Source organism: Geotalea daltonii FRC-32 (assembly GCF_000022265.1).
GTDB classification, from domain to species: domain Bacteria; phylum Desulfobacterota; class Desulfuromonadia; order Geobacterales; family Geobacteraceae; genus Geotalea; species Geotalea daltonii.
This window is the reverse complement of sequence record NC_011979.1, coordinates 800,518-826,379: the sequence shown is the minus strand read 5'-3', so window position 1 is coordinate 826,379 and position 25,862 is coordinate 800,518. Positions and strand designations below refer to the sequence as shown.

Annotated in this window: 24 protein-coding genes; 9 read left to right on the top strand and 15 right to left on the bottom strand. The window is 51.5% G+C overall.

Going from position 1 to position 25,862, the window contains the following annotated elements; genetic code table 11:
• Positions 1-114: 114 nt before the first annotated feature.
• From typA to GEOB_RS03745, 4 genes are all read right to left on the bottom strand, one after another.
• Positions 115-1,920, bottom strand: a complete 1,806-nt coding sequence (gene typA, locus GEOB_RS03765) for a translational GTPase TypA (RefSeq protein ID WP_012645848.1) — start codon at positions 1,918-1,920, stop codon at positions 115-117.
• Between the two features lie 131 nt (positions 1,921-2,051).
• On the bottom strand, positions 2,052-2,777 hold the full coding sequence (locus tag GEOB_RS03760) for a tetratricopeptide repeat protein (RefSeq protein ID WP_012645847.1): 726 nt from the start codon (positions 2,775-2,777) through the stop codon (positions 2,052-2,054).
• 48 nt (positions 2,778-2,825) lie between these two features.
• Positions 2,826-4,349, bottom strand: coding sequence for a transglycosylase SLT domain-containing protein (locus GEOB_RS03755; protein WP_012645846.1), 1,524 nt, complete (start codon positions 4,347-4,349; stop codon positions 2,826-2,828).
• 420 nt (positions 4,350-4,769) lie between these two features.
• A complete protein-coding gene (locus GEOB_RS03745) occupies positions 4,770-5,897 on the bottom strand; it encodes a DUF362 domain-containing protein (protein WP_012645845.1) in 1,128 nt (375 codons plus the stop codon).
• Between the two features lie 59 nt (positions 5,898-5,956).
• Here GEOB_RS03745 and xerC point away from each other — a divergent pair, with 59 nt between their 5' ends.
• The 3 genes from xerC to GEOB_RS03730 all read left to right on the top strand — a co-directional run bounded on the left by xerC (position 5,957) and on the right by GEOB_RS03730 (position 7,802).
• On the top strand, positions 5,957-6,841 hold the full coding sequence (gene xerC / locus GEOB_RS03740) for a tyrosine recombinase XerC (RefSeq protein WP_012645844.1): 885 nt from the start codon (positions 5,957-5,959) through the stop codon (positions 6,839-6,841).
• Positions 6,842-6,938: 97 nt separating this feature from the next.
• Positions 6,939-7,370 carry a hypothetical protein gene (locus tag GEOB_RS03735; RefSeq protein ID WP_012645843.1) on the top strand — a complete coding sequence of 144 codons (432 nt, stop codon included), beginning with the start codon at positions 6,939-6,941 and terminating at the stop codon, positions 7,368-7,370.
• Positions 7,371-7,403: 33 nt separating this feature from the next.
• The gene (locus GEOB_RS03730) at positions 7,404-7,802 is read left to right on the top strand and encodes a CoA-binding protein (protein WP_012645842.1); all 399 of its coding nucleotides are present in this window, start codon (positions 7,404-7,406) and stop codon (positions 7,800-7,802) included.
• 6 nt (positions 7,803-7,808) lie between these two features.
• On the opposite strand, the gene GEOB_RS03725 is transcribed toward GEOB_RS03730, so the two are convergent.
• A complete protein-coding gene (locus GEOB_RS03725; RefSeq protein WP_154650448.1) occupies positions 7,809-9,950 on the bottom strand; it encodes a cache domain-containing protein in 2,142 nt (713 codons plus the stop codon).
• Positions 9,951-10,162: 212 nt separating this feature from the next.
• Between GEOB_RS03725 and GEOB_RS03720 the strand changes: the two genes are divergently transcribed.
• Positions 10,163-10,366 (top strand): cold-shock protein, encoded by a 204-nt coding sequence (locus GEOB_RS03720; protein ID WP_012645840.1) that lies wholly within the window; start codon positions 10,163-10,165, stop codon positions 10,364-10,366.
• Positions 10,367-10,386: 20 nt separating this feature from the next.
• Here GEOB_RS03720 and GEOB_RS03715 read toward each other — a convergent pair whose 3' ends face one another.
• On the bottom strand, positions 10,387-11,226 hold the full coding sequence (locus GEOB_RS03715; protein ID WP_012645839.1) for a CvfB family protein: 840 nt from the start codon (positions 11,224-11,226) through the stop codon (positions 10,387-10,389).
• Between the two features lie 12 nt (positions 11,227-11,238).
• The gene (locus tag GEOB_RS03710; protein WP_012645838.1) at positions 11,239-12,165 is read right to left on the bottom strand and encodes an NAD(P)H-binding protein; all 927 of its coding nucleotides are present in this window, start codon (positions 12,163-12,165) and stop codon (positions 11,239-11,241) included.
• Positions 12,166-12,299: 134 nt separating this feature from the next.
• Between GEOB_RS03710 and GEOB_RS03705 the strand changes: the two genes are divergently transcribed.
• On the top strand, positions 12,300-12,899 hold the full coding sequence (locus GEOB_RS03705; RefSeq protein WP_012645837.1) for a hypothetical protein: 600 nt from the start codon (positions 12,300-12,302) through the stop codon (positions 12,897-12,899).
• 12 nt (positions 12,900-12,911) lie between these two features.
• Here the strand turns inward: GEOB_RS03705 and GEOB_RS03700 are convergent, their stop codons facing one another.
• Positions 12,912-14,540 carry an ABC-F family ATP-binding cassette domain-containing protein gene (locus tag GEOB_RS03700; protein WP_012645836.1) on the bottom strand — a complete coding sequence of 543 codons (1,629 nt, stop codon included), beginning with the start codon at positions 14,538-14,540 and terminating at the stop codon, positions 12,912-12,914.
• Between the two features lie 124 nt (positions 14,541-14,664).
• Positions 14,665-15,300 carry an OmpH family outer membrane protein gene (locus tag GEOB_RS03695; protein ID WP_012645835.1) on the bottom strand — a complete coding sequence of 212 codons (636 nt, stop codon included), beginning with the start codon at positions 15,298-15,300 and terminating at the stop codon, positions 14,665-14,667.
• Between the two features lie 169 nt (positions 15,301-15,469).
• On the opposite strand from GEOB_RS03695, the gene GEOB_RS03690 reads away from it, so the two are divergent.
• A complete protein-coding gene (locus GEOB_RS03690) occupies positions 15,470-16,411 on the top strand; it encodes an HD domain-containing phosphohydrolase (protein WP_012645834.1) in 942 nt (313 codons plus the stop codon).
• 251 nt (positions 16,412-16,662) lie between these two features.
• Here GEOB_RS03690 and GEOB_RS03685 read toward each other — a convergent pair whose 3' ends face one another.
• Positions 16,663-18,258 (bottom strand): acetyl-CoA hydrolase/transferase C-terminal domain-containing protein, encoded by a 1,596-nt coding sequence (locus GEOB_RS03685; RefSeq protein ID WP_012645833.1) that lies wholly within the window; start codon positions 18,256-18,258, stop codon positions 16,663-16,665.
• Positions 18,259-18,701: 443 nt separating this feature from the next.
• Here GEOB_RS03685 and GEOB_RS03680 point away from each other — a divergent pair, with 443 nt between their 5' ends.
• Both GEOB_RS03680 and GEOB_RS03675 read left to right on the top strand, forming a co-directional pair.
• Positions 18,702-19,352, top strand: a complete 651-nt coding sequence (locus tag GEOB_RS03680; protein WP_012645832.1) for an ATP-binding response regulator — start codon at positions 18,702-18,704, stop codon at positions 19,350-19,352.
• 117 nt (positions 19,353-19,469) lie between these two features.
• Positions 19,470-19,775, top strand: coding sequence for a BON domain-containing protein (locus GEOB_RS03675; RefSeq protein ID WP_012645831.1), 306 nt, complete (start codon positions 19,470-19,472; stop codon positions 19,773-19,775).
• A 127-nt stretch (positions 19,776-19,902) separates the two neighbouring features.
• Here GEOB_RS03675 and GEOB_RS03670 read toward each other — a convergent pair whose 3' ends face one another.
• The 3 genes from GEOB_RS03670 to GEOB_RS03655 all read right to left on the bottom strand — a co-directional run bounded on the left by GEOB_RS03670 (position 19,903) and on the right by GEOB_RS03655 (position 24,040).
• The gene (locus GEOB_RS03670; protein WP_012645830.1) at positions 19,903-20,517 is read right to left on the bottom strand and encodes an outer membrane beta-barrel protein; all 615 of its coding nucleotides are present in this window, start codon (positions 20,515-20,517) and stop codon (positions 19,903-19,905) included.
• A gap of 57 nt (positions 20,518-20,574) precedes the next feature.
• Entirely contained in the window at positions 20,575-22,140 is a 1,566-nt protein-coding gene (locus GEOB_RS19215; RefSeq protein ID WP_012645829.1) for a sensor histidine kinase, read from the bottom strand.
• 406 nt (positions 22,141-22,546) lie between these two features.
• Complete coding sequence (locus GEOB_RS03655) at positions 22,547-24,040, bottom strand: B12-binding domain-containing radical SAM protein (RefSeq protein ID WP_012645828.1); 1,494 nt, start codon at positions 24,038-24,040, stop codon at positions 22,547-22,549.
• Positions 24,041-24,157: 117 nt separating this feature from the next.
• Between GEOB_RS03655 and GEOB_RS03650 the strand changes: the two genes are divergently transcribed.
• Complete coding sequence (locus GEOB_RS03650) at positions 24,158-24,805, top strand: cation transporter (protein ID WP_012645827.1); 648 nt, start codon at positions 24,158-24,160, stop codon at positions 24,803-24,805.
• Positions 24,806-24,876: 71 nt separating this feature from the next.
• Here GEOB_RS03650 and GEOB_RS03645 read toward each other — a convergent pair whose 3' ends face one another.
• Positions 24,877-25,095 carry a hypothetical protein gene (locus GEOB_RS03645; protein WP_012645826.1) on the bottom strand — a complete coding sequence of 73 codons (219 nt, stop codon included), beginning with the start codon at positions 25,093-25,095 and terminating at the stop codon, positions 24,877-24,879.
• Positions 25,096-25,128: 33 nt separating this feature from the next.
• The gene (locus tag GEOB_RS03640) at positions 25,129-25,857 is read right to left on the bottom strand and encodes an ABC transporter ATP-binding protein (protein ID WP_012645825.1); all 729 of its coding nucleotides are present in this window, start codon (positions 25,855-25,857) and stop codon (positions 25,129-25,131) included.
• Positions 25,858-25,862 lie beyond the last annotated feature (5 nt).

Here is a 25,862-nt window from a genome sequence, read left to right as displayed (position 1 = left end):
AAGTCCACCTGCAGAATTTTTTTGAAGAAATTAGTGTAAAATCCTCATGTTGTCAAATTCAAACTACCGGCACGGCTGTAAAAAAGGCGAAGGATAATCCCTCGCCTTTTTCTGTCATGCCTTTGATGAACGTTTGCGCCGGTTCGGATCCAGCTCTTTTTTGCGCAGCCTTATCGACTGGGGCGTTACCTCGACCAGCTCATCATCATCGATGAATTCCAGGGCCTGCTCCAGAGTAAGCAGACGTGGCGGCGTAAGTTTAATGGCATCGTCAGAGCCGGAGGCCCGGACGTTGGTCAATTTTTTACCCTTGCATGGATTGACATCCAGGTCGTTGTCCTTGGCGTGCTGGCCAATGATCATGCCGCCGTAAACCTCGACACCGGCTCCGATGAAAAGGACTCCTCTCGGCTGCAAGGCATCCAGCGAGTAGGCTGTTGTTTCTCCGAGTTCCATGGCTATCAACACCCCGTTTTTGCGTCCCGGAATGTCCCCCTTGTAGGGAGCGTAATCGTGGAAAGTATGGGTGACCACAGCCGTGCCCCTGGTTTCGGTCATAACCTCGCCGCGCAGTCCGATAAGACCTCGGGCCGGGATGATGAATTCAAGACGGATGGTATCGCCCATGGGATTCATGGCAACCATCTCCCCCTTCCTCGGTCCCATCTTCTCAATAATGGAACCCTGGTATTCGGAAGGAACATCGACAACCAGATACTCCATCGGCTCCAGTTTTTTGCCTTCCTCCTCACGGAAGATCACTTCTGGCTTCGATACAGCCATTTCGAAACCCTCGCGCCGCATGTTTTCTATGAGAATGGAAAGGTGCAGCTCGCCACGCCCCGAGACCTTGAAGGTATCCGGATTGGCGGTATCCTCAACCCGGAGGGACACGTTTGTACGCAGTTCCCGATCCAGACGCTCGCGAATATTGCGAGAAGTGACCATCTTTCCTTCCCGACCGGCAAAGGGGGAGTTGTTAACAATAAAGTTCATGGCAATGGTCGGTTCATCTATGGAGACATAGGGAAGGCCGATAGGATTATCCGCTGCCGCCAGGGTCTCGCCGATACCCACCTCGCTGAAACCGGCAACAGTAACGATATCACCAGTACATGCTGACGGGATATCCACCTGTTTCAGCCCCTCGTAACCCAGAAGTTTTGAAATCCTTCCCTTGACGACACTGCCGTCCCGTCTTACCAGGGCGATGTTTTCACCGGCAGTAACCTTGCCGTTGAAGATCTTGCCGGTGGCAATCCTGCCGATATAGTCATTGTAATCGATATTGGTAACCAGCATCTGAAAGGGAGCATTCTGGTCCCCTGTGGGGGGGCGGACGTTGGACTCGATAACGGCAAAGAGAGGTTCCATGCTGGAGGAAGCGGCATTCATATCCAGCATGGCATAGCCCAGCTTTGCACTGGTATAGACAATGGCGAAATCCAGCTGCTCATCGCTTGCATTCAGCTCGCAGAAGAGGTCGAACACCATGTCCACCACTTCTGCGGGGCGGGCTCCGGGCCGGTCCACTTTGTTGATGACCACGATCGGCTTGAGACCGAGATCCAGGGATTTCTTCAGGACAAACCTTGTCTGGGGCATGGGGCCGTCCAGGGCATCAACCAGGAGCAGCACCGAATCCACCATTTTCAGGACCCGTTCCACCTCGCCACCGAAGTCGGCATGGCCGGGGGTGTCGACGATGTTTATCTTGAAGCGTCCATGGTGCACGGAAAGGTTCTTGGAAAGAATAGTTATTCCCCGCTCCTTCTCCAGGTCGTTGGAATCCATTACCCTTTCCGTTATCTGTTCATTTTCGCGGAAAACGCCGGCATGCTTGAGCATGGCGTCAACCAGGGTAGTCTTGCCATGATCGACGTGGGCAATAATGGCGATGTTTCTGATCAGTTCCTGCATGGTTACAATACTCCTCTTTTCCTTTTGCAGCGTTTGCCACAGTTTATATGAGCCATAACAAAAGAAAAGACGGGCTTTGTAGCCCGCCTTTCAAACGGTCAATATGGCAGGTTTTACAGATAATTACAAGTTTATTTTCTGATAATCCGCCTTTTAACACCCATAGCCGCCATCTGTTGTTTCTGGATTGTGCCGATGCTTTCAAGATGGAACTGAAGCCACATATCGCCATAGGCCTTCATCTTCATTTTCTTGCCATCGTTAAGCAGCTGTAAATTCTGCTTTATTTTCTCATCGCCAGGCAGTTTCTTCAGTCCGCGCTCAAGCACTTCCTTTGCCTTGCCATTATCGCCGCCATCACTCAGACAATAGGCATAAAGGCTCCAGAGCAGAGATTCCTTCGGGCTTGCAACCACCGCCTTTTCGAAGGTATCCTTCATCTTGTCCCTTTTATTGCGCTTCATGTAGGTAACGGCGAGCATGCCCATGGTAACCCAGTTCTTGAAGAACCCTTTTTCCAGGTAAGGGAAGGCGTTGGAAAAATCCCGTTTCACATAGTAAACCATGCCGATGGTGGAATTGATCTGGCCGGTGACATAAATCTGCCACTTGCCGTACTTGAAGGCAGCCTTCAGTTCCCTCAGCCCCTTCTCGAAACGTTGTGCCTGGATGTCCTTCATTGCACCGGACATGATAGCTTCCAATTTCTTGGTAACAATGCGGGAGATAAGCAGGAACGAGCCGAGAAAAAAAGGCAACGCGATAAGAATAGAACCCCACCAGGGCAGGTGAAAAGCAAACTTCAGCAGTATGAAAACGATGATGGCGGTGCCGGCAGAGATCAGCAGGTTATACATCTTTTATATCCTTTCAGTAAATTAGGTCGTGTAATCAGCGGTGAATAATTAGCCATTATCCTCGGCACTCTCCATCCCACCCTTCTTTTCCATGTACTTGGCAACAATTATCCTCTTGCCGGGACGAAGTGCAACCTTTGTCCTGATGTTATTCCATGCGGAGAGAATACTGGCAGAGACGTTGAAGCGTCTGGCGAGAGAGGCAAGGGTATCCCCCTTCTTGACTGTGTAGTACTTGTTGAAGGTTTTTTCAGTTTTTGCAGTGACAGCCGGTTTCAATGATGCTTTTGCAGTAGACTCTGCAGCAGACGACATCATTATTGGAATGGTCAGAGTCCGGCCCTGCAGACGTCTATGCTTCCCCAGGTGGTTAAGCTCCTCCAGAGTAGATGTGGTCGTACCAAAGCGTTTGGCGATCGAGGCCAGAGTATCTCTTTTTTTTGCCCGGTAGCGAGTATACTCGATTTTCTCCGTAAATCTTTTGTCTGCCGGTATCGCTGCGTACCCGGCCTCGAAAACAGATTTTTTCCCCTTGGGTATTTTCAGTTGGTAGTCTGGATAATCAGGGGGAGTAGTCCAGCGTCTGAGCTCGGGATTAAGACCCTTGATGGTCTCATATGGTACATCACAGATTTTGGCAACCAACTCCAGATCGGTTCTTGAGGCTACGGTCACCGTATCGAATTCTATGGGGGGGAGATAAGCCACATCGGCAAACCCATATTTGGCAGGCTCCTTGGCTATAATTGCTGCAGCCAAAAGTTTCGGCACGTAATCCTTGGTCTCGCGCTTGAGATATGAGCCTTTTGACAATTCCCAGAAATCCCGGCTGTTATACCTGCTGATAGCGCGTATGATCTTGTTTTCGCCGGCATTGTATCCCGCAGCTGCCAGATACCAGTCATTATTGAACAGGGCATACAGTTCCTTGAGATAAAGTGCAGCAGCGACAGTGGATTTCAAAGGGTCACGCCGCTCATCGATCCAAGAATTGATGCGAAGGGAATACCGTTTGCCTGTGCCGGACATGAATTGCCATGGCCCTACAGCTGCAGCAACGGAATAGGCATGGGGGTAAAAACCACTCTCGATCATGGCAAGATAAACTAGGTCTTCAGGAAGCCCTTTTTCTTTCAGCACCTTGCGCATCATTGGGATGAAGCGCTCGGACCGGGAAAGCCATTTTGAAAAGGATTTTCTGCCGCCGGTTTGAAAATAGCGAACAAAGTATTCCACCTTGTTGTTGAAGGTCAGGGGAAGGTCCGATTCGGGTAGGTCCTCATCCGGCAGTTTGAGTTCGAATCCCTCTTCCACCTGTTTGGTAAGGGCGGCTTCGAGGGAGAATATTTCTGAAGGGGACAGTTCCACGCCCTCTATGATGCGCGTTTCACCTGACAAGGCCGCGACACGATCCAGTGGCTGAACTGCATCCATTGCGCCGAGTCTGGCCAATTCGGGTATGGATACAGCCTGATCGTGGGCTATCATTTCCTGCAGTAAATGTGGTTGCTCCGCAGCAAGAGATACCTCTGCAGAAAGCAGTATCATTGCCACAACCAGTAGCTTTTTCATTGAACATCCTTCCACAAAAAATTGACGGATAAAAGCAATGGAAGCCGTTTATGGCAGAAGTTTGAAAGGTGAAAGACTAGATGAAAAACGCTGTTTTGTCAATGTGAAAGGGGTTTATTACATATGCAGGCGGGAACCGGGTGTCAATGCAAGGCAAATGGCAGATGCTAACGGCATGAATAAAAAAGCCCCCTTTCGTAATATAGGGGGCCTTGTGGGAACGCCCGCCACCGAAGCTGGCGGGCTAACTAGGGCAACCTTCTTTGCAGCGGGTTACCGGGCGAAGCATATAGATTGTTGTCCACATAGATCAGTTGGTCTCCTTTCGCTGTAATTTTCTTTCCCTCATCTTTTCTTGATGATGTCTTAATAATAATCCTGAGCCCTAACGATGTCAACCACGACGGGCATTAAATATATTTATTTGAATTTCTTTATTATCTTTACCAGGGTTCCTTCTACAACATCCAGGGCTCCTTCAGGACAGAGTTCACGGCAACAGAAGCAGCGGATGCAGGCATGGTAATCAAAGCTCAATCTCCCCTCTTTTATGTCGATTGCATGGGGTGGGCAGGCATCTTTGCAGACGCCGCAAAGCCTGCATCTCTCTTCCACCAAACAGGGGCGTGAGGTAAGGTAATGGCGCAGACGGTTCTTCAGGAACTGGGGAAGGCCAAACTGCACATCGGAAATATGGGGCAGTCGAAAACCAGGTACACAAGCCTCTTCAAGTGGTAAACCGGTAGTTTCGATCTCCGACCGGTCGGCGCCATCAACACCGAGGCTGGCAGCGGCCCTTTGAATATAGAGCAGTTTTTTGGGGATACCGGCAATCTCAGCGGCTACCACATCCACCGCCACCGCATTTTCCCCAGCCAAAAGCAGTCCCACATGGCGCGGATCGCCACTGCCCGGGCCATCACCCTCCATGGCAGCGACAGCATCGACTATATTCAGATCCGGCTTGCGCAACAGATAAAGTTCCACCAGCATTCGGGCAAACAGGTCCCGATCCGCGCCGGCCTTCAGGTGCCAACCGGCTTTGCCCGCCCCGACTACAGCCCCAAAGAGGTTTTTTACCGCACAGGTCATGGTCATCATTTCGTGGGTCTTCAATTTCGGCAGATTGATAACCCTATCTGCTTCCAGGTACGGACGAGCCAGAGCGAACCGTTTGAAGGTGCCCTTTCCTGCAACCTCCACGGGCTCGGAAAAGTCGGCAATCTCCGCGCCGCTCTCTTCAATCACTTGCAGCAAGCCTGTTTTTTCAGCCACTCTCTTCTGGCTGCCGACGCCAGGCGAGTCTCCGACCAATGGCAAGCCTCCCGCCTGTTGCACCAGCTCGATAGCCGCCCGCAGTACTTCAGGATGTGTGGTCACTGCAGCATCCGGAGTTTTGGCCGAGAGCATATTCGGCTTCAGCAGGACCTTCTCCCCCGGTTGAACGAAAGCCTCCATTCCACCTAATGGCTTCAGGAGCCTGGCCATACCCTCCTTAACGACAGCCCGCTCGTAGCTGTCGACTCTTTCTATGCCGACCAGTTTCATGGTCTCACCCGCCACAGTTAAAAGTTGAAAAAAAACCGATCATTGTTTAACTTCATAGCATGAAAAAGCTGATTGATCAATTTTGCCGATACCTTGCCATTGAAAGAAATGTCTCTCCCCACACCGTCGCCGGCTACCGCAGTGATCTGACCTTTTTTCTGTCATTCCTCGATCGTGAAAAAGTCCAGGCCGATGTGGGCAGTATCAGTCACCTGCTGATCAGGCGCTATATTGCCGGACTTTACAAGGACCACCAGAAAAGCTCAATCGGCCGCCAGCTTGCCGCCATTCGCGCACTCTTCAAATATCTGCTGCGTCAGGGTCTTGTCTCCAAAAACCCGGCGGAACTGGTCAGCACCCCGAAAAAAGAAAAGAAAATACCTTACCACCTTACCATCGATGAAGTGACCACCCTTGTTGAGGCACCACAGCAGGAAGACCTCCTTTCACTCCGTGATCGTGCCATCCTGGAATTACTTTATTCATGCGGTATAAGGGTCTCCGAGCTTACTGCGCTTAATGTGGGTGAGGTGGAGATGAATGAGCGACTTATAAGGGTTTGCGGCAAGGGGAACAAGGAACGAATAGTCCCCATTGGCAGAAAAGCCCTTGAGGCATTGGCGGACTACCTCTCAGCAAGGAATACCCCCCCTGAAGAAGCGCCACTGATCTTGAATGCCCGTGGCACGCGCCTTACAAGCCGGAGCGTTGCCAGGATCGTCGATAGATATATAGTCAAAATTGCTACCATGAAAAAGATCTCACCACACACCCTGCGTCACACCTTTGCCACCCACATGCTGGAAGGGGGCGCCGACCTGCGGGCCATCCAGGAGCTTCTCGGCCATGCATCCCTTTCCACCACGCAAAAGTATACACATGTTAGTATAGACCGGCTCATGGAAGTTTATGACAAAGCCCACCCTAAAGCGCGCAAGAAATAACAGGATGATTTTGATATAAAGAAGGGCATATTAATGTTGAATGCCCATCCCTTTACAAGCAAAACCAGGGACGGTACAATCGATCTGGGAGAAATGAATGACGCTGAACCAACATCTTGCCATTACCGGTGTCGCTGCAGCCGCCTTGCTTCCCTTCTGGTCAAACGCGGAAATTGCTATCTTCTGTACCGGTAGCATTCTGATCGATGTCGACCATTATCTCTGCTATATCCAGCGCACCAAACGTTACAGTATATCCGGGATGTTCAGGTATTTCGAGGAACTGTGGAAGATTGAACACGATATACCCTACTACGGTTTGTGCCTGTTCCACACCTTCGATTTCTTCTTCCTTGTCGCCACCCTCGCTTTTTTCTACCCCATCTTTATCCCGTTTCTATCAGGGCTTTTGTTCCACTTCGGGGTCGACCTTTTCGATCTGTTTCGCAAGAAGATACCCTTCATCCGCGCCTATTTTCTGGTTGAGCACCTTGTAAGACGACGGCAGAAGGGGTATCCCTTCTTTTGAAAAAATGTCCAACTGCTGCCACAGGAGGGATTTATGAGAAAAGAGATGGAAGAGTTTTTCAAAGCAGAAGCATTCGGGGTGGTCGGTGCATCAACTGACCGCAGTAAATATGGAAATCGAGTCTTACGTTGCTATCAGGAGCACGGTCTGAATGTCATACCAGTGAACCCAAAGGAAAAGCAGGTCGAAGGGAAGGAATGCGTAAGTTCCGTTTCAGAGCTGCCTGCTGAGGTGACCAGTATCTCGATCATCACCCCTCCGGCAGTGACGGAAAAGGTTGTGGAAGAGGCGGCCCGGAAGGGGATCAAAAACATCTGGATGCAGCCGGGAGCTGAGAGCCAGTCAGCCATCGCCTATTGCCGCGACCGCGGCATCAATGTCATCGGTGATGGCAGCTGCATCCTGATTGCGCTGGGATTCAGCGACCATTAGCAAGAGTCAGAGATTGAACACTGCCACCTCCTTTTGCAGCAACTCCGTGTTTGACCCCATATTCGAGACCCCCTTGTCGACGACCTTGGTCTCCTCCAGCACCGCTCGAGTAGAGGTGCTTATGCTATGCACCATCCTTTTGATGCGCAAACTGCCGCTGGTCTGCTCGATACACGCCTCCCTGATGGCGCTGCTGGACTCCGACACCCGCCTTGTCATATGGCTGATCATATCGCCTACCCTTGCCTGTTCTTTCATGGACAGCATAACCTCCGAAGAAAACGCCCTCACCCGCCCGACCTCGCCGTAGATCAGCTCGCTCACCTTGCGCTGCTCGAAGGTGGTCCCAGCGATGGAATTTGCCATGGCCGTCACATGCTCCATGGCATTGCGGATCTGATCACTGCCGAGAGCCTGTTCCCTGGTTGCCCGCGCTATTTCTGCCAGTTGCACCGCCGTGCGCTCGACACCCTGGACAATTTTGCCCAGTGCGCCCCGTGCCTGCAGTGAAAGCGTCTCACCTGCCTTGATACTCTCTTCGGCAAGGGCTATTGCGTCCACAGCCCTGTTGGTCTCACTTTGAACACCATTGATTGCCTCGGCAATCTCCCGTGTCGACATGGTTGTCCTTTCGGCAAGCTGCTTGATCTCGGCAGCAACGACGCCGAATCCCTTGCCGTGTTCCCCGGTTTGGGCGGCAATGATCGAGGCATTAAGAGCAAGCAGATTGGTCTGTCGTGCGATCTCGTCGATGACCGTGACGATGGAGCCGATACTCTCGGCCTTGACTGAAAGTGCATCGATGGCGTCGGCAGCAACCCGAGAAGCCTCGGTAATGCCGTTAATGCCGGCTATTGTTTCCTCTACTGCTTTTCTGCCGATCTCTGCGTCATTTCTCACTTCACCTGAAATGGCTGCGCTTTCCTTTGCATAAGCCTCTATTTGTCGTATGGAAGCATCAAATTCAAAGACCGATGATGCCGTCGTCACCGAGGTATCGGTCAGGGCCTGGACCCCTGTATCGATGTTTCTGATTGAATCGGTCATTTGCGTAATGGAAATACCGATGCCGTCAACGGATGCAGCAAGGCTTTCCATGTTGCCGGCTACAGATTCGATGCTCGCTGCAAGCTCGGTTACCGCCGATGAACTCTCCGCGGCCAGGCTGGTAAGTCCGTCCACATCGGTAGCTACCTTGTCGGTCAGTTCGTGGATGTGGGCTGAAGCTTCTGATACTTCAGCAACATCCGCCGTCTGCTGCTCTGCAGACATGACCATCTTCCGCGAAGCGCCTGCTATCTCTTCAGCAGAGATAGTAAGCTCACCGACAGTCAGGGTAACTCTGCCGATCATGGAGCGTAGACCGTTCACCATTGAATTGAGAGAACTGCCGAGGGTGCCCGTTTCATCTTCACGGTTGATGTTAAGGGTCCTGGTCAGGTCCCCCGACGCCACTGCAGCTGCGAAAGTACATCCCTGGCCGATGGAACGCTTTATCCCTCTGCCCACCGACCAGGCAAGGATGACCAACAGCAGGGAAGCAATCAGGGAAGCCGCCAGAATGAAGTTGTGCAGATCCTTAACCTTGGCTTGGAAGGCGTCCACATAGAGACCGCTGCCGATAATCCAGCCCCAGGGTTCATAGAGCTTGACGTAGGAAATCTTGGGCGAAGGCTCGGTTTCATTGGGTTTGGGCCACATGTAATCAACAAAACCCTCCCCCTTCGTTTCACAAACCCTGGCAAACTCCTTGAAGAGATGCTTGCCATTGGGATCCTTGTAGTCGGTGAGGTCCGTACCATCGAGCTCGGGTTTGGTAGGGTGCATGATCATCCGCGGGGACAGGTCGTTGATCCAGAAATATTCCTTGCCCGCATAGCGCAACTCCTTGATCCTGGAAACCACCTCTTTCTGCGCTTCCTCCACGGAAATATTCCGCTGCGACACTGCCAGAGCCCCCTGGGCTACCTGCTGATAGGCAACCTCTACCACACTCTGTACCTTGAGTTTTTCCTGTTCCATCAGCCAGGCTTCTATTCGGGGAACGATGACCAGCTTGGTGCCAAGAACTATCAACAAAAGGCTTAGAACTGGAATAGACATGATCTTCAGCAGTATGGGCCAATTGCGATACCGTTTGATTTTCATAGACAGATCCATTTTAATCTCAAAAAAATGATAGTAGTTAACCGCTTATTTCCAAGCGACTTGGGTTTATAACACAAATTTAAAATCATGATTACATAAATTTTGCACATAAAAACCAATGTCTCTGAAAACAGGAGTACCTTGACAACTGCCACCCCGTTGTTAGAGTTTACCAATAAAGGAGCTCATTCAGCAAATAAAGAGAGGAATCAATGGAAAAGGGAATAGTGAAGTGGTTTAATGAAAGTAAGGGTTTCGGCTTCATTTCCAGAGATACTGGTGAGGATGTCTTTGTGCATTTTTCGGCCATCAGCGGCGAAGGTTTCAAGACCCTCAACGAAGGGGATGCGGTGACCTTTGACGTGGTCAAGGGGCCGAAGGGACCACAGGCGGCAAATGTAAAAAGGGCTGGTTAGGCAAGGCCTCCCGACTGGGACTATTTCTCTCGACTGCCTCTAATCTCGATCCCTTCTTCCTTGAGATCGATAAATCCATCCTTGTAAAGGCTGCCGACAGCTTTTTTAAAGGTCTTCTTACTCATCTTCAACACTTCTGCTATGACATCCGGAGAACTTTTATCTGTCAGGGGCAGAAAACCACCGGTCGTCGCCAAAGTTTTCAGGATTCTATCCCGACTGGTATCGAGGCCTTGAATACCGCTTTTCTTCAAAGTGACGTCGATTTTTTTGTCGTCCCTGACTTTTTTCACGTACCCCTTCAGCCTGCTCCCTATTCCTGGCCGGCCGTACAACTCGTTCTTGAACAACAGCCCGGAATAAATGCCGTTTATGATTACCTTGGCTCCCAGATCGGTAAACTGGTAAATGACAAGGTCGACCTCTTCGCCCTGCTCCAGTACTATCCGTTCATTATCCAAAAACCTGTCGATGCGCGCCGATGCCGAAACCCGTTCCGACTTGTCCAGGTACAGCCTGACCAGATGCCTTTCTCCTCTTCTCATGGGGACATTTTGCTCGGCAAAGGGCACGAGAATGTCTTTATCCAGCCCCCAATCGAGGAAGGCCCCAATGGCACCGGCTTCCTTCACTGTCAGCAGAGCAAATTCTCCAACCTGCGCCCGAGCTCTCTGTGTCGTAGCAATCAGCCTGTCTTCGGAATCGAGATAAATGAAAACCCGCAGCCGGTCCCCCTGTTGCAAACCAGCAGGAACATATCTCCGCGGCAGCAGTATCTCCCCCAACTCTGACTGCAGGTAGGCCCCCTGTGGGCTCAGCTTTTTCACCTCTAGCTCATTGTATCTGCCGATTTCAAGCATTGGCTTCAGTCCTCACTTTTTATCCTTATTCATTTCCGATGACGTCTCTGCCAAAGCAAGGCGGACTGCTTCATCATAGGTGGTCAGATCCATCGGTACAAGCTCTCTTATCTTGTGATCCCGGCAGATCACCTCGTTTTTCAAACCTTCGATCAAGGGCATCGAAATGGACGGCTTAACCGGCGTAATCAGTCCGACCCAATATGAGGAAAGACGCGGTGTCAGAAATGGGACAGGAACAATGAAATTTATACGCCCGCTGATGCGCGCAAAACGCTCCATCATTTCCCGGTAGCTCAATATTTCCGGTCCGCCGATATCAAAAACCTGACCAGCAGTGTCCTCGCCCCTGAGACAACCGACAAGATATCTGACCACATCATTGACAGCTATTGGTTGACACCTGGTGGATACCCAGCGCGGCGTTATCATCACCGGCAGCCTGTCAACGAGAAACCGGATCATTTCGTATGAGGCGCCACCGGCACCGATAATCACTGCAGCACGAAGAACGGTGGTGCTGAACCGGCCACGTCTCAGTATATTAGCCACCTCCAGCCGGCTTGCCAGATGCTCGCTGAGATTCGCCGTTACTTCTCCAAGTCCGCCCAGGTAAATAACTCTGCGAACGTGGGCATTATCTGCCGCAACAGAAAAATTCCCGGCAGCATTCCTGTCCCTCTCTTCGAATCCTGCCCTCTTTCCTGCCATGGAATGAACCAGATAAAAAGCGGTATCGATCCCCTTCATGGCCTCAGGCACAGTCGAAACTTCCAGCAGATCCCCCTCCACCTGCTGCGCCTGTGCAGGAAGCGCGCTACTCTTTTTCCTCACCAGGCAACGCACCCTGAAGCCGTCCTGCAAGAGGGCGTTGACCAGTCTGCCGCCGATAAAGCCGGTGGCCCCAGTGACAAGTACCGTTCCTTCTCCCGGTTCCATACTGCCTCCAGCCAATTGGACTCATAGGCAGTTTTACACAGATTCTCCCAAAAGCAACAATTCCTTGCATGGCAAGGGGCACAGCAGGGACAAAAGGTGATAAACTGTCTAAATTGCCAGCTCGGAGGGAAGCTTTGCCAATCAGAGATGATGAAAAACTGGAGGTGTGGTCACAGCAGGTTCTGCTGCCCGATGCCTCAGTATATTCAAAACAATGGTTACAGATAGAGCATGAAGTATTAAAATTGCCGGAGTTCCCCCCTGAACTCCTTGACCTTTATTTGAGCCATATCAGGCGATGCACCTTGACTCTTATCAGGCCAGCGAAGGTCAACGGGGGCATACATTTCCGCCTGTTGGGGTCCAGCCTCAGCCTGCTCAGCTTCTCTCCCCCTGTAATACATGGGGATCCGGAGTCATACGAAGTAACTCTCTGCCTCTCTGGCGGTTTTCTAGTCCAACAAGGAGAATGTGAGCGGGGCAGGTTTCGTCTTACGGCAAAAGGATTTGGCGGCGATGTCACCGTAAGTGTCGAATTAAGCGACTACTGTCCGCTCCTCCTGGGAAGCAGCAGGCCTTCCCGGTTGAGGAAAGTCTCTTACAGGCTGACCCAGGCCTATATCCACAAGGTGGTAACTATCAGGTTCCTTGCCGGCCTTTATCGCAAGCTGACCGGCCGCAGTCTGCCGGTGAAGGTGAGAACGCAGTCCCTGAATGGTGGGGAAGAAATCTGAGCCAGCTCCACCTCAAGCAGCCTCGGCTCGTGATTTTGCAAGATAGTAGGAATAATCTCCCTCGTAGACCCTCATCTCACCATGATCAACCTCAAAAACACGATTTACCAGCAACCTGAGAAAATGCCGGTCGTGGCTGACCAGTACTACTGTGCCGGTGAAGCTCTGCAGCGCTTCCAGCAGAATCTCACGGGATCTGATATCCAGATGGTTGGTAGGTTCATCAAGAATGAGGAAGTTCACTGGCCTGGCCAGCAGCGTTGCCAGCACCACCCGGCTTTTCTCTCCCCCGGACAGGTTGCCTACCTTTTTATCCACTGCATCCCCCTGAAAGAGAAATGCGCCAAGGAGGTTCCTGATGACGCCGATGTTGGCAAGAGGCATGGCATCCTGCATCGTCTCGAACACCGTCTTTCTTGCATCGAGAAGCTCCATGGCATGCTGACTGAAGTATCCCACCTCCACATTGGCACCCAAGGCGACGCTGCCGGTCGTCGGTTCGGTCTGTCCGGCAAGCATCTTCAAAAAAGTCGATTTGCCGGCACCGTTAACCCCGACCACCGCCACCTTGTTCTGCCTGCGAATGATACCCGAGACGCCGCCGAACACTGATTTTTCCATGCCGTCCGGGGTCAGCCAGCACTTCCCCAGCCGGTCCATTGCGGCCACATCGTCACCGCTTCTCGGCGGCTCATTGAACTGAAAGCGCACCGTTTTTTCCTCAGGTGGTATCTCGATCCGATCAATCTTCTCCAGTTTTTTCACCCGGGACTGAACCTGGGCAGCATGTGAGGCACGGGCAGCAAAACGGGAAATAAATTCCTCTTCCTTGGCCAGCATCTCCTGCTGCCGCTTATGGCTTGCCAGGAGCTGCTCATGGCGAACAGCGCGCTCCCGCTCGTAAAAATCGTAATTACCGCCATAGGTGGTGACGGTTTTGTTGGCCACCTCTACGATACGGCTGACGATGCGGTTCATGAAGTCACGGTCGTGGCTGGTCATGAGCAGAGCCCCCTTGAACTCCGTTGCCAGCCATTCCTCTAGCCAGACGATGGATTCCACATCCAGATGGTTGGTCGGCTCATCCAGAAGAAGTACATCAGGATTCAGGGTCAGGATCTTCGCCAGTGCGATGCGCATTTTCCAGCCACCGCTGAAGGATTCCACTGAATGGTTGAACCGGTCCGGACCTATCCCGAGCCCGGTCAGCACCGCCTGGGCGCGAGAATCCAGATCATAGCCTCCCTTGTGTTCGAATTCTTCCATGGCAATGCCGTACCGTTCAAGCAGTTCAGCCATTTCATCGTCCGCCATCGGCAGACACATGGCTTCCTCCATCTTTTTAAGCTCGGCTGCCAGTTGAACCGTATCCCCGGCGCCGGCCATGACCTCCGCCAGGGCGGAACGCCCTGCCATATCCCCCACATCCTGGGAGAAGTAGCCGATGATGGTATTCTTTGCCAGGGTAATCTCCCCCGCATCCACCTCCTCTTCGCCGGTAATGATGCGGAAGATGCTGGTTTTGCCCGCACCGTTAGGGCCCACCAGGCCGGTGCGGCTGCCAGGCAGAATCTGGAACGAAGCGTCGCGGAAGAGCAGCTGTGAACCGTGCTGTTTTGTGATGCTAGACAGGTGAATCATCTTCTCTCTCCATCTTTACTCTTATTGTTTTGGATCAATACAAGTGAAGCAGTTCATTAGTAGCGGATGACATAAAAAAAGCCTGCATCGGCAGGCCTTTTATCATTCAGCCAAATTCAAAGGTTCAAGGTTTCGATCCTTTTTCATTCACCAGTTTCAGGATCGAGTCTGTAACATCCTGGACGTCAACGCCACTGGCTAAATAAAGAACATCCTTCTTGACACATATGGCAGTGAATCCGTTAGCTTTGCCATAGGCGTCCACTGCCTGTTCAAGGTCAAGAAAGAGCTTGCGGGAAACTTCCTCCTGCAGATCCTGCATCTCCTTTTCCGCTTTCTGCACATATTTCTGGAAATCATTAACCTTTTTGTCGAACTCTTTGGCCTTGGCTGCCCGCTGTTCGGGGCTCATGGTGGCCAGTTTTGCCTGAATGGCATTCTTCTGCTTCTCAAGCTGTTTCTGTTTTGCAGCTATCTGTCCTTTGTATTTATCGGCCTTGGCCTCGAATTTGGCCTTGGCCGCCCTCCCCTGGCTGGAATCGTTACCGATTTTAACCATATCCACGTAGCCGAACTTTATCGCCCGCTCCGCCTTTGTCTCTCCGGTTGGCGCCGGCTCGACGATTACAGCCGGAGCCGCCGTCTGTGCAGCAGGTATATCAGCCGGACCGGCTGTCGATACCGGGCCTTCGGCATGGGAAAGGTAAGGAAAGGCAAAAAGAATGAGCATAACTGCGGCGCTTCTGCAAATAGTGAGCATGCGGACTCCATTTCTTTGGTGGTGGTTTCAAGCAGCAGCAAGGATAGCCGGTTTGCGCCAAATTGGCAAATAAAGAAGTGTGGGGTGAATTTCAGGCTAAGTTTTACGCCATAAACGCCGAATAGTTCAACAGTATACTCTGTGCGTTTTGCTGTATCGAGGGGTAAAAATGGCGGAAACCATTCTTTTTGTCGATGATGAGAAGGTCTATCTTGACTACACGCGCGGGCTCTTCGAAAACAGGGGACTCACTGTTCTGACAGCCAGTTCGGGGATTGAAGCGCTGCAGATTGTCAACCAGAATATAATTGCCGTTGTTGTGGCCGACAACCAGATGCCCGGCATGAACGGACTTGAGCTGCTGGCAAAGATCAAGGAGATTTCACCACATACGGTGAAGATCATGATGACCGGCAGCGCCGACTTGGCCACAACCCTTTCCGCAATCAACAATGGTGAAGTTTTCCGCTTTGTCGTCAAACCATGGAAAGACACGGAGATGGTCAAGGCTGTAAAGGACGGTATCCGCAGATTTCGCATCTTGCAATCCCTGAAGAGAGAGGACGAATTCGTCCTCCATTCCCTGGCGCAGACCATCGAGCTGAAAGATGCCTGTACCAAAGGGCACTGCGACCGTGTGGCCACCATTGCCATGCAGATCGCGATAAAACTAGGTGTGAGCGAGAACAAACAGGAAGAAATCAAATTCGGCAGCTGGCTCCACGACTGCGGCAAGATCGGCGTTCCGGAGGCGGTACTGAATGCCCCCCGCCAACTGACAGAGGAGGAATTCGAGCTGGTAAAGAATCACTCGGTCTGGGGATGCACCGTGGTTCGCAAGGCAAACCTTTCTGAGGCCGTACAGAACATCGTCCTCTATCATCATGAACGCTATGACGGGCGTGGCTATCCTTCAGGCTTGCAGGGAAACGATATCCCGTTGGAAGCCCGGATCGTGGCTGTCGCAGACGTCTACGATGCGCTCTCCGTGGACCGGCCATACCGCAGCAAACTTTCCCGGGAGCAGATCATTGAAACAATCGACGGCATGCGCGGCACTTATCTCGATCCGGAGATCGTCGATGCGTTGTTTGCCGTCATCGATTCCTGAACGACTCCGGCAGCTTCTACAACACAGACATTAAAGATGAAGGGATTATTCCAGGCAACCGGGAAATTGCCGGATAAATAAAAGTGTCTTTCGCCAAACATTTTAGTTGAAGGGCCAGGTTGCCGAGACTTCGTCCGTTTGTTCAGTCGCCGTAGCAGCTCGGTCATTCATTCCCGAAGCCACGCCAACAAAAAAAGCCCCGCGGAGAAAATCCGCGGGGCCTGCATTGCATTACATGAATTCAATGATCTCTACTCGCAGAGGTCGACCTTCACATCCCAGTTCTTGATCTTCATGGTGCCGTTGCGCTCCAGGTTGAGGTGCATTTTGAAGGCGCGGTCCCACAACTGGGGCTCATGCCCCACCTTGCGCTTCAGACAATCAGCTGTGGCAATGCTGAGGTACTCGGTGAGGATCGGCTTGTAATCCGGGTGGGCACACTTCTCGATGATCCGCTTGGCGCGGTCTTTCGGAGCCATACCACGAAGGTCTGCCAGACCCTGCTCGGTAACGACGCAGTCCAGGTCATGCTCGGTGTGGTCGATGTGCGAGCAATGCGGAACTACGCAGGAGATGCCGTTCGGGTCAGTCTTGGAAGGACGGCTCGATGGAGTATGCATGATCTTGAGGAAGCCATTGCGGAGGAAGTCGCCGGAACCGCCGAGGCCGTTGATCATCCTGGTACCGCCAACAAGGGTAGAGTTAGCATGGGCATAGATGTCGATTTCGACCGGAGTATTCATGGCGATGCACCCGAGGCGACGGATCGGCTCAGGAGCGTTGGAGATGGAAAGCGGACGCAGGGTGATCTTGTCGAAGTACTTGTCCCAGTTCTCGAAGAAGCGGGGGAAACCCGGGGTCTCGGAAAGGGACAGGGAGCAGGATGAAGCGGCATCAAGCTTGCCCGAGTCGAACAGGTCGAGCATGGTGTCCTGAAGTACTTCGGTATAGACGGTCAGGTTGGAGAAAGGACCCTTTGCCAGGCCGCCGATGACGGCATTGGCAATGGAACCGACGCCGGACTGGAGCGGCAGCAGGTTTTTCGGCAGTCTGCCCATTTTCACTTCATGGCTGAAGAAGTCGATGATGTGGTTGGCAATGGCCTCGGAGGTATCATCCTGCTCGGCAAAGGCACGCCCTTTGTCACGCCGCTTCGATTCGACAACGGCTATGATCTTGCTCGGATCGCAGGGGCAGTAGGTGGTCCCGATACGGCTGCCGGCCTTGGTGATATTGAAAACTTCACGATTAGGCGGGGTCTTGCAGGAGATAATGTCATGGATTCCCTCGAAAGAAGGCTCACCGGTATTTACCTCGACGATGATCTTGTCACAAACCATAAGTATCTCGGGAATGACACCGCATGACGTGGTGGGAACCAGGCCGCCATCCTCGGTTATGGCCGAAACCTCGATTATGGCGAGGTCCAGCTTTCCGGACTCGGTATCCTTGGTGTAGAAGCCGTAGCCAAGGTCCTGGGCGAAAAGGGAAAGGTGTTTGTCCCCCATGCGGATGCGACCTTCATTGATGCCTGCAGCAATATTCTTACCGGTCTGATAAGGCCAGCGGCGGTCGATCATATCGTTGATGGCCCAGCGGTCTTCGGTCTCGGCACCAACAGAGGCGCCAATGAAAAGGTTGAATTTCAACTTGCCCTGCAGGTTGTTCTTTTCAACATGCTCGGCAAGAGCGATGGGGACCTCTTTGGGATAACCGGCAGGGGTAAAGCCGGACCAACCCAAGTTCATACCGTTTTTGAAAAACTGGATTGTGTCCTCAGCCTTCATGACCTTGTTCATGAGGGATTTACAACGGACGCGGTCTTGCAGGGTGCCGTACTCAGACATTTTCTTCCTCCTGTTTTGTTTTGATGTTTACAAACAAGATCAGCAAAGATCTTTTGTAATAAGAACGACATTGAAATCTGATTATTCAGACCGCTAAAGACAGTGGGAGGAACCGTCTTCCGGCAAAAATTAGAACCGCATTCTACTTAAGGACCTTCTTCTAGTCAAGTTAAAAAATGGTTTAAAAAGCTACTTCCGGCACATGCACATCATTTTCGCAGCCCACCACAACTCACGCAATAACTGCATTTTCAAGGCCGTTGGGTGGACTTTTCCATCACCCACCCCCACTGTGTGTTTTTTAATACAACCATAATTTGTTCACTATAACTAAATTTCAACTTTTTCATTTATATTTCCGCCCTCATCTCTCTTTCCAACGTTGACAAGGTATATGAAATAGATAGAATATTGTTTTTTTCGCGAAGATAAAGGGCTCATTCATGGCAAGAATACTGGTTATAGAAGACAGCAGTGTTGCACAGGCCCAGTTGGCAGATATTTTATCGGGCAGCTATGTGCTCGATTTCAGTGATGACGGAGCGCAAGGTATTGCCATTGCCCTGGAAAATCCTCCTGACCTCATTTTGCTCGATGTTCATCTCCCTGCACTTAACGGCTACGAGGTGTGCAGAAAGCTCAAACATGCTGAACAAACCAGAGACACCCCCATCATCTTCATCACTGCCATGGATGCAGAAAGAGAAAAGGTAAAGGGCTTTGAGGCCGGTGCCGTGGATTATATTGTAAAACCATTTTATCCCCAGGAACTGCTGGCAAGGATAAGATCCCATCTGGCTGCCCAAAGCCTTGCCCGGCAGTCCATGGAACTTGAAAAGCTGAAACTGTTCAAGGAAATGGCCATTGCCCTGAGCCATGAAATCAATAATCCCTTAACATCTATTTACGGTTCCCTCTATATGCTGGAAAAAGACAATAATTCCCATCATGAGCATGCATCGTCCGCTCTACAGCAGATTCGACAGGAGATGGGAAAAATCCGTGATATTGTAGCAAAACTTGCAAGGACAACCCGTATCTCCCAGACCGAATATCTTTGCAACGAAAAGATGATCGATCTGCACAAGCTCTAAATGTCACTCCCTCCACCCTTGATGCCTCCTCTCCTCCCCGGTTTTCAGCAGTAAGACATAAATTGACACACCTGTGCAATTAGTTATAGTTAACTTAAACCCATATAGGAGGCTGTTATGAATCTCATAACAAGATCCATGCTTACCTTCGGTTTGATATTGATGCTGGGGGGATGCGCATCCCACCAGAAGAATGAAACCGCAGGTCAATACTTTGACGATTCAGTGATCACGACGAAGGTCAAATCGGCAATTCTGGGGGATCCTGCTTTGAAAGTGATGCAGATTGCCGTTGAGACCTACCAGGGCAAGGTTCAGCTGAGCGGCTTTGTCGATTCCCCGCAAAGCGTGAAAAGGGCAGGCGAAGTTGCCAGCAGCGTGGAGGGTGTCAGAGAGGTAAAAAACAATCTCATAGTCAAATAGCAATTGCGACAGCAAGAAAACATTGATGGCAGGCAATGTGAAATGCCTGCCATCAGATCTTGCTCATGCTTTTATTGAACATCACCGTCAGCTCCCCGAATGATCCCATGACAACAGCTGCATGGCCTCAGTAACGGAAACCGAGAGCTGCCATGGTAATAAAGCCGTCCAGCTTTGCATCCGAACTGCCCCATGAGTCGTCCGTCCACAGGTATCTTCCCTCAAGGCCCAAAAAGAAACCGTCGGTAATGTTGAAATTGAGCCCCGCCCCGGCATGAAGACCGAACATTGCCTTCGTATTTGTACTTTCATCAATTTTGAAATCGCGAACCTTGGAAAAATAACCTCCTACGCCAAACTCACCATAGGGTTCGACCGGCCCAAGAGGAAGTAGTACCTTTGCTGTAAGGACCACTGGCACGACCCTCAGCCTGGCGTCTTGACCTGCAACAGCTTCCCCGGAGCCTTTGCTCTCAAAGTATCCGGCTCCAAGCTCCATGGCAACCGCCGGCATGATATAACGACCAAAAGCAACCTCTCCAGCAAACCCGATTTTGTTGTCAAGGCGGCTAAAGGTGCTGTCACCAGGAATGTGCTGTACGTCAAAATCATTGCTGGGAGAGTAAATACCACCCTTGATAGCAAGATAATTAGCCGGCTTGTCAGCTTCATCTGCAGCCCATGAGAGGCTTACGCTAAGAAGAAATGCAATGACCAGGGAAAAAAGGATAAGCTTTTTCATTTATTCCTCCTTGCAATATTGGATGTACTTCGTACACAACCTGTCAGCTCCAATGGATTAGGTCTGCGCCATGATGACTTCTCCTTTCTTCTCTATATTTATGGTCTCGTACTGAAGCTGATCATCCAGGGTAAAGTAAAAGGTTGCACCTTTGCCTGCTTCACCCTCACCGATTATCCAGCCGCCATGACTCTGAATGATCCTTTTCACCGTTGCCAGCCCGATGCCGAATCCTTCAAATTCCCCAGTGTCATCCAGGCGCTGAAAGACATTAAAAAGTTTTTCTGCATTGGTCATATCAAAGCCTGCACCATTATCCCGGACATAACAGGCGCGCGTCCCGCCATGATCCGTAACGCCGAATTCAATGTGCGCCAAATCCCTTTTGCTGGTGTATTTCCATGCATTGCCAAACAGGTTCTCCATTACCACTTGCAGCAGGCTTACATCTCCGTACACCATCACATCGTCAGCTATTTTAAAGGTCACCTTCCGTTGCGGCTCCATCAACTTGAGCTCCGCTGCCACCGCCTTTGCCGTTTGGGAAAGATTTACCTTTTCCCGGTGCAATTCAGCCCGTGATACGAGCGAAAGGTTGAGAAGGCTGTCGATAAGTCTGTTCATCCGCAAAACGCCGTTGTTTATTTCCTGCAGGTAACCCATGAACCTCGGTTCCAGGATGTTGCGGCACAGCTCCATCAGCAACTGGCAGTAACCGTTGATGTTGGTCAACGGTGCCCGGAGGTCGTGGGATACAGTGTAGTTGAAAGCCTCAAGCTGACTGTTGGCGGCTTCCAGCTCGGCCGCCCTGGCTTCCAGATAGGTATCCAGGATTTTAACCTGGCCTTCGGCCCTTTTGCGGTCGGTGATATTGCGCATGTTGCATTGGATCACCTTCATGTCGTCAACCGGATAGACGTTGCTGATGAACTCCACATCTATCTGCTGGCCCTCGCGAGTTTTCAGACTCATATCGTCATATCGGATGTAGCCCTTCTTTTCCAGCTCGTTAAATGCCCTTTTGCTGGCAAAGGTATCGGCGAAAATGTCCGTCTTCCATAACTTCTTGCCGATCAACTCATCGCTGGAACAGCCAAGCATCTCCATCAGCGATGGATTGGCGTCGGTAATCTTCCCGGTGTCGGCATCCAGTATCAGAATGCCATCCTTGGCTGTTTCAAAAAGACGGCGGTAACGGATTTCCGATGCCAATAGTGCCGTTTCCATGCGCCTGCGCTGGCGGCAGGCTTCAACTTCCCGCAGCTCCCTCTCTATTGCCGGAACGATGCGGGCCATTTCCCTCTTCTGAATATAATCCTGCGCTCCCCCCTTCATCAGGGAAACAGCCAGATTGAGATCGATTTCGCCGGAAAGTATTATGAACGGCAGCTCGGGATGCAACTCCTTTGCCACGGCAAGGGCTTCAGGAGCGCTGAAATGTGGCATGGCATGATCTGAAAAGATGATGTCCCACTCTTCCGTTTCCAGAGCAGCGCGCATTGCCTCCAAAGTGTCGACAACCTGGTATTTGGTTTCATATCCATTCTGATTAAGGGTATGAAGCATCAGCTCTGCATCATCCCTTGAATCGTCTACAATCAAAAGCCGTAAAGCTTTATCCATAATTTCCTCGTGGTACGGTAACTACAGGAGCTAATCTTCATCGGGCCGTATAAGGGGATTTTCAACGGCAGGCGGAGCTGCAGATCCTGCGGGAAGTTGATGAATGAACGTATTGGTCAGCATCAGGACAAACAGCAAATTTTCTGCATGGAATCTTCCCTGCTCAGGTTAAATTGGAAGGGTTTTTCAGAGAAAAAAAGAGCCGGGTGCCCGAAGGAGGAGCAGCGCCCCGGCCAAAGCATCAGATGCATTTTCTATTTTTTCCCATTCGATTCCGCCAGATATCGTTGCAGTTGCCTGTAAACAGGTTCCTGTCGGCCCACAAAATTTAAACTTATTTTAATCTAACCAACATCAATGTCAACATTTTTAATTGTAATTTGTTATTAAAATTTTACTAACTATTTTAGGCCACATTTTCTCTGAGCTTTTCTGTGATTTTTCTGAAATGAAAACCATATATGGCATAGGTGATGGCCAACGGGAAAAGCCGAGGCTTGCGCAAAAGCGACCAGAAGAAAAGGTTCCAGAATTGGACCCGCTCCTTGCCCAGGACACCCAGAAAAAAAATTGACTTCCAGAGAGCTGGCAGGTAGCCCCGTTGAACATTGAATCTGCCGGTGTATAGCGGCCGGTATTCCTTGAGAAGCTTCTTCACCCGCTTGTAATAATTATCCGGAGAGTAGATATGATCGAGCAAGGCACGATAGCCGCCTATCAGGGCAGACCTTTCCATCCTCGGCACGAAGTTGAGGGAGACGGCCATATTATTGCCGGTAGCATCGCCAATAAGCCTTCCCTCCTGGCGCAGACGCTGATAAAGCCTTGTGCCGCGAAGGGCGGTGAGTATCCCGACCATAGCCGTGGCAATGCCGCTCTCCTGTATAAACCTGATCTGGCTGTCGAAGATCGTTGGCGGGTCACTGTCGAAACCGACGATAAAACCGCCATGCACCTGCAGGCCGGCCTGCTGTATGCGTTTTACCGAAACAAGAAGGTCCCGGTTCTTATTCTGTACTTTTCCAATCTCGGTCAGCACCTCGCCATGGGGGGTTTCTATGCCGATGAAGACCTCCTGGAAACCGGCCTCGACCATCATCCGCATCAATTCCCCGTCATCGGCAAGGTCTATGGACGCCTCCGTGTAAAAATAGAAAGGATGGTTTCTCTTCTCCATCCAGCCCCTTATGGCAGGCAGAATTTCCCTTTTAAGTTTTTGCTTGTCGCCGATGAAATTATCGTCTACAAAAAAGATTGATCCACGCCAACCTCTTGAATACAGACTTTCCAGTTCCACCAGCAGCTGAGCAGTTTGCTTGGTCCGGGGTTTGCGCCCAAACAGCCCTGTGATGTCGCAAAACTCGCAGTCGAAGGGGCACCCCCTGGAATACTGAATGTTCATTCCCGCATATTTGCGCAGATCTGCCAGTTCCCAAAGTGGCACAGGGGTGTCGGCCAGATCGGCGCGGCGTTCGTCTTGATAAATGTGGCCGGGCACGCCCATTTCCAGATCGTCAAGAAATCTCTGGAGGGTTATCTCTGCCTCTCCCAGCACCAGATGATCCACTTGGGAAAATTGATCGTGGAAGGCGATGAAAAGGGGACCACCGGCAACGGTTTTCACCCCCAGATTACGACAACGACTGATAACCGTTTCTGCCGACTCCCGTTGAATACTCATGGCACTGATGAAGACAAGGTCAGCCCACTTGATATCCCTGTCGGTCAGCTCGGCTACGTTCATATCCACAAGCTTCTTTTCCCATTGGGCCGGGAGCATGGCAGCCACAGTAAGAAGACCCAAGGGGGGAAAACTGGCCTTCCTGCCGATGAACTTCAATGCATGGCGAAAACTCCAGAAAGTATCCGGATAGTGCGGATAAACCAGCAAAATTTTCATGAGGATCTCCCGTTGTAAATTAAGTACTTATCTACTATTGTAAGTTCTTAAAGGATTGTTTCTGTAATTGTTTCGTAAAAGGTAGCTGCAGAATAAGCAAAAAGGAGTGCGGCCAGTATGGGTGGAAAAGGAATAAAGGATCTCTATGGGAAGGCGCATCTACTCGCAGTTATTACCATTATCTACAATCTTGTGGAAGGAGTCGCCTCCATGGGACTCGGTGCTGCAGATGAAACCCTGGCGCTCTTCGGCTTCGGAGTCGATTCTTTCATCGAGGTCATTTCTGCGGTAGGGGTGTGGCACATGCTCGGCAGGATAAGGATCAATGGTGAAGAAGAGCGGGACAGGTTCGAGCAGACCGCCCTCAGGATCACCGGTGGGGCGTTTTACATCCTGACAGCCGGCCTGATAGCGTCGGCTGTCATCAATATGGTGCAACATCACAAGCCGGAAACCACCCTCTGGGGAATTGTCATCTCCAGTGTTTCCATCTCTTTCATGTGGCTGCTGATCCGGCAGAAAATGAAGGTCGGCAAGGCGCTCTCGTCCCCTGCCATCCTGGCCGACGCCGCCTGCTCCAGGGCATGTCTCTATCTATCCCTGGTGCTGATGGCTGCCAGCGTCGGCTATGAGTTGACCGGCATCGGCAGTCTCGATGCAATCGGAGCATTGATCATCGCATATTTATCGTGGAAGGAAGGAAAGGAAGCCTTCGGCAAGGCCGCCGGCCTTGCCTGCTCATGCAGCTGCAGCTGCCACGACTGACGATCAGGGGATTGGGCAGAGCGCGAAGACCCGTCCATGGTGGTGCCGACGAAACCGAGCGGTAGTTGCGATTATTGTTTTCGCGCCCTCAAATCCAGGAATACCCGGTAACCAAGCGAAACAAAAGGCCAAATATGCCAAAGCAGGTCAAAGACATCGATGGGCCTTTTCAACGTGCCGGCCAGCAGCATGCTGAGTTTCTCCACCAGATGCGGTTTGGGAAAAAATGGCGCTAAGCCCAGGAGCAGCGCCATCGGGATAAGAAACCGGTAGTCGAGCAGTCTGTTCATTGTTTCATCACCTTGGTAACGGCCGCAGCACGTTCAGTCGCCGGTCGGCGTCGAGAATAATTCACTCCCCCGAGCGGTGAGCCTGGCGGCAATCCTGCCGTCGCTCACATGGAAAATACGGTCGAAGCCTTCCACCATACGATGGTCATGGGTAACGACGAGAATGGCCGACTGATTTTCCACAGCCAGCTTTTTCAGAAGAGTCATGACGTTTTTCCCGTTTTCCGTATCCAATGCCGCGGTCGGTTCATCGGCCAGGATTACCTTCGGCTTGTTGGCCATGGCTCGGGCAATGGCTACGCGCTGTGCTTCCCCACCGGAAAGGGACATGGGGTAGCTGTTGAGGCGATGGCCGAGGTTAAGTGCATGGAACAGTTCGATGGCCCTGGCTTTAGCTTCCTTCCTTGGCAGATCGTTGATTTCCAGGGCGATCATGACGTTTTCCAGGGCGGTGAGAAAGGGGATCAGGTTGTGGGCCTGGAAGATGAAACCCAGCTTTTCCCGACGCAGCTTCTTCAGATCCAGTCCCGGCAGCCATCCTTCGTCGGCCACCTTTTCTCCGTCAATGACAACCTTGCCATGGGTCGGCTCATTGATCAGACCGATCGAAGTAAGGAGGGTAGTCTTCCCCGACCCGGAGGGACCAAGAATGGCGACCAGCTCCCCCGGCCTGACCTGAAAGGTGGCGTCGGCAATGGCGGTCACCAGGGTATCACCCTTGCCGTACCTTTTTGTCAGTTGTTCCACTTCAACGGCATACATGGTAT

Bases quoted from the DNA above. Each gene is read 5' to 3' on its own strand.
- typA (WP_012645848.1), bottom strand. From the start codon at position 1,920: ATGCAGGAACTGATCAGAAACATCGCCATTATTGCCCACGTCGATCAT.
- GEOB_RS03760 (WP_012645847.1), bottom strand. From the start codon at position 2,777: ATGTATAACCTGCTGATCTCTGCCGGCACCGCCATCATCGTTTTCATA.
- GEOB_RS03755 (WP_012645846.1), bottom strand. From the start codon at position 4,349: ATGAAAAAGCTACTGGTTGTGGCAATGATACTGCTTTCTGCAGAGGTA.
- GEOB_RS03745 (WP_012645845.1), bottom strand. From the start codon at position 5,897: ATGAAACTGGTCGGCATAGAAAGAGTCGACAGCTACGAGCGGGCTGTC.
- xerC (WP_012645844.1), top strand. From the start codon at position 5,957: ATGAAAAAGCTGATTGATCAATTTTGCCGATACCTTGCCATTGAAAGA.
- GEOB_RS03735 (WP_012645843.1), top strand. From the start codon at position 6,939: ATGACGCTGAACCAACATCTTGCCATTACCGGTGTCGCTGCAGCCGCC.
- GEOB_RS03730 (WP_012645842.1), top strand. From the start codon at position 7,404: ATGAGAAAAGAGATGGAAGAGTTTTTCAAAGCAGAAGCATTCGGGGTG.
- GEOB_RS03725 (WP_154650448.1), bottom strand. From the start codon at position 9,950: ATGAAAATCAAACGGTATCGCAATTGGCCCATACTGCTGAAGATCATG.
- GEOB_RS03720 (WP_012645840.1), top strand. From the start codon at position 10,163: ATGGAAAAGGGAATAGTGAAGTGGTTTAATGAAAGTAAGGGTTTCGGC.
- GEOB_RS03715 (WP_012645839.1), bottom strand. From the start codon at position 11,226: ATGCTTGAAATCGGCAGATACAATGAGCTAGAGGTGAAAAAGCTGAGC.
- GEOB_RS03710 (WP_012645838.1), bottom strand. From the start codon at position 12,165: ATGGAACCGGGAGAAGGAACGGTACTTGTCACTGGGGCCACCGGCTTT.
- GEOB_RS03700 (WP_012645836.1), bottom strand. From the start codon at position 14,540: ATGATTCACCTGTCTAGCATCACAAAACAGCACGGTTCACAGCTGCTC.
- GEOB_RS03695 (WP_012645835.1), bottom strand. From the start codon at position 15,300: ATGCTCACTATTTGCAGAAGCGCCGCAGTTATGCTCATTCTTTTTGCC.
- GEOB_RS03690 (WP_012645834.1), top strand. From the start codon at position 15,470: ATGGCGGAAACCATTCTTTTTGTCGATGATGAGAAGGTCTATCTTGAC.
- GEOB_RS03685 (WP_012645833.1), bottom strand. From the start codon at position 18,258: ATGTCTGAGTACGGCACCCTGCAAGACCGCGTCCGTTGTAAATCCCTC.
- GEOB_RS03680 (WP_012645832.1), top strand. From the start codon at position 18,702: ATGGCAAGAATACTGGTTATAGAAGACAGCAGTGTTGCACAGGCCCAG.
- GEOB_RS03675 (WP_012645831.1), top strand. From the start codon at position 19,470: ATGAATCTCATAACAAGATCCATGCTTACCTTCGGTTTGATATTGATG.
- GEOB_RS03670 (WP_012645830.1), bottom strand. From the start codon at position 20,517: ATGAAAAAGCTTATCCTTTTTTCCCTGGTCATTGCATTTCTTCTTAGC.
- GEOB_RS19215 (WP_012645829.1), bottom strand. From the start codon at position 22,140: ATGGATAAAGCTTTACGGCTTTTGATTGTAGACGATTCAAGGGATGAT.
- GEOB_RS03655 (WP_012645828.1), bottom strand. From the start codon at position 24,040: ATGAAAATTTTGCTGGTTTATCCGCACTATCCGGATACTTTCTGGAGT.
- GEOB_RS03650 (WP_012645827.1), top strand. From the start codon at position 24,158: ATGGGTGGAAAAGGAATAAAGGATCTCTATGGGAAGGCGCATCTACTC.
- GEOB_RS03645 (WP_012645826.1), bottom strand. From the start codon at position 25,095: ATGAACAGACTGCTCGACTACCGGTTTCTTATCCCGATGGCGCTGCTC.
- GEOB_RS03640 (WP_012645825.1), bottom strand. From the start codon at position 25,857: ATGTATGCCGTTGAAGTGGAACAACTGACAAAAAGGTACGGCAAGGGT.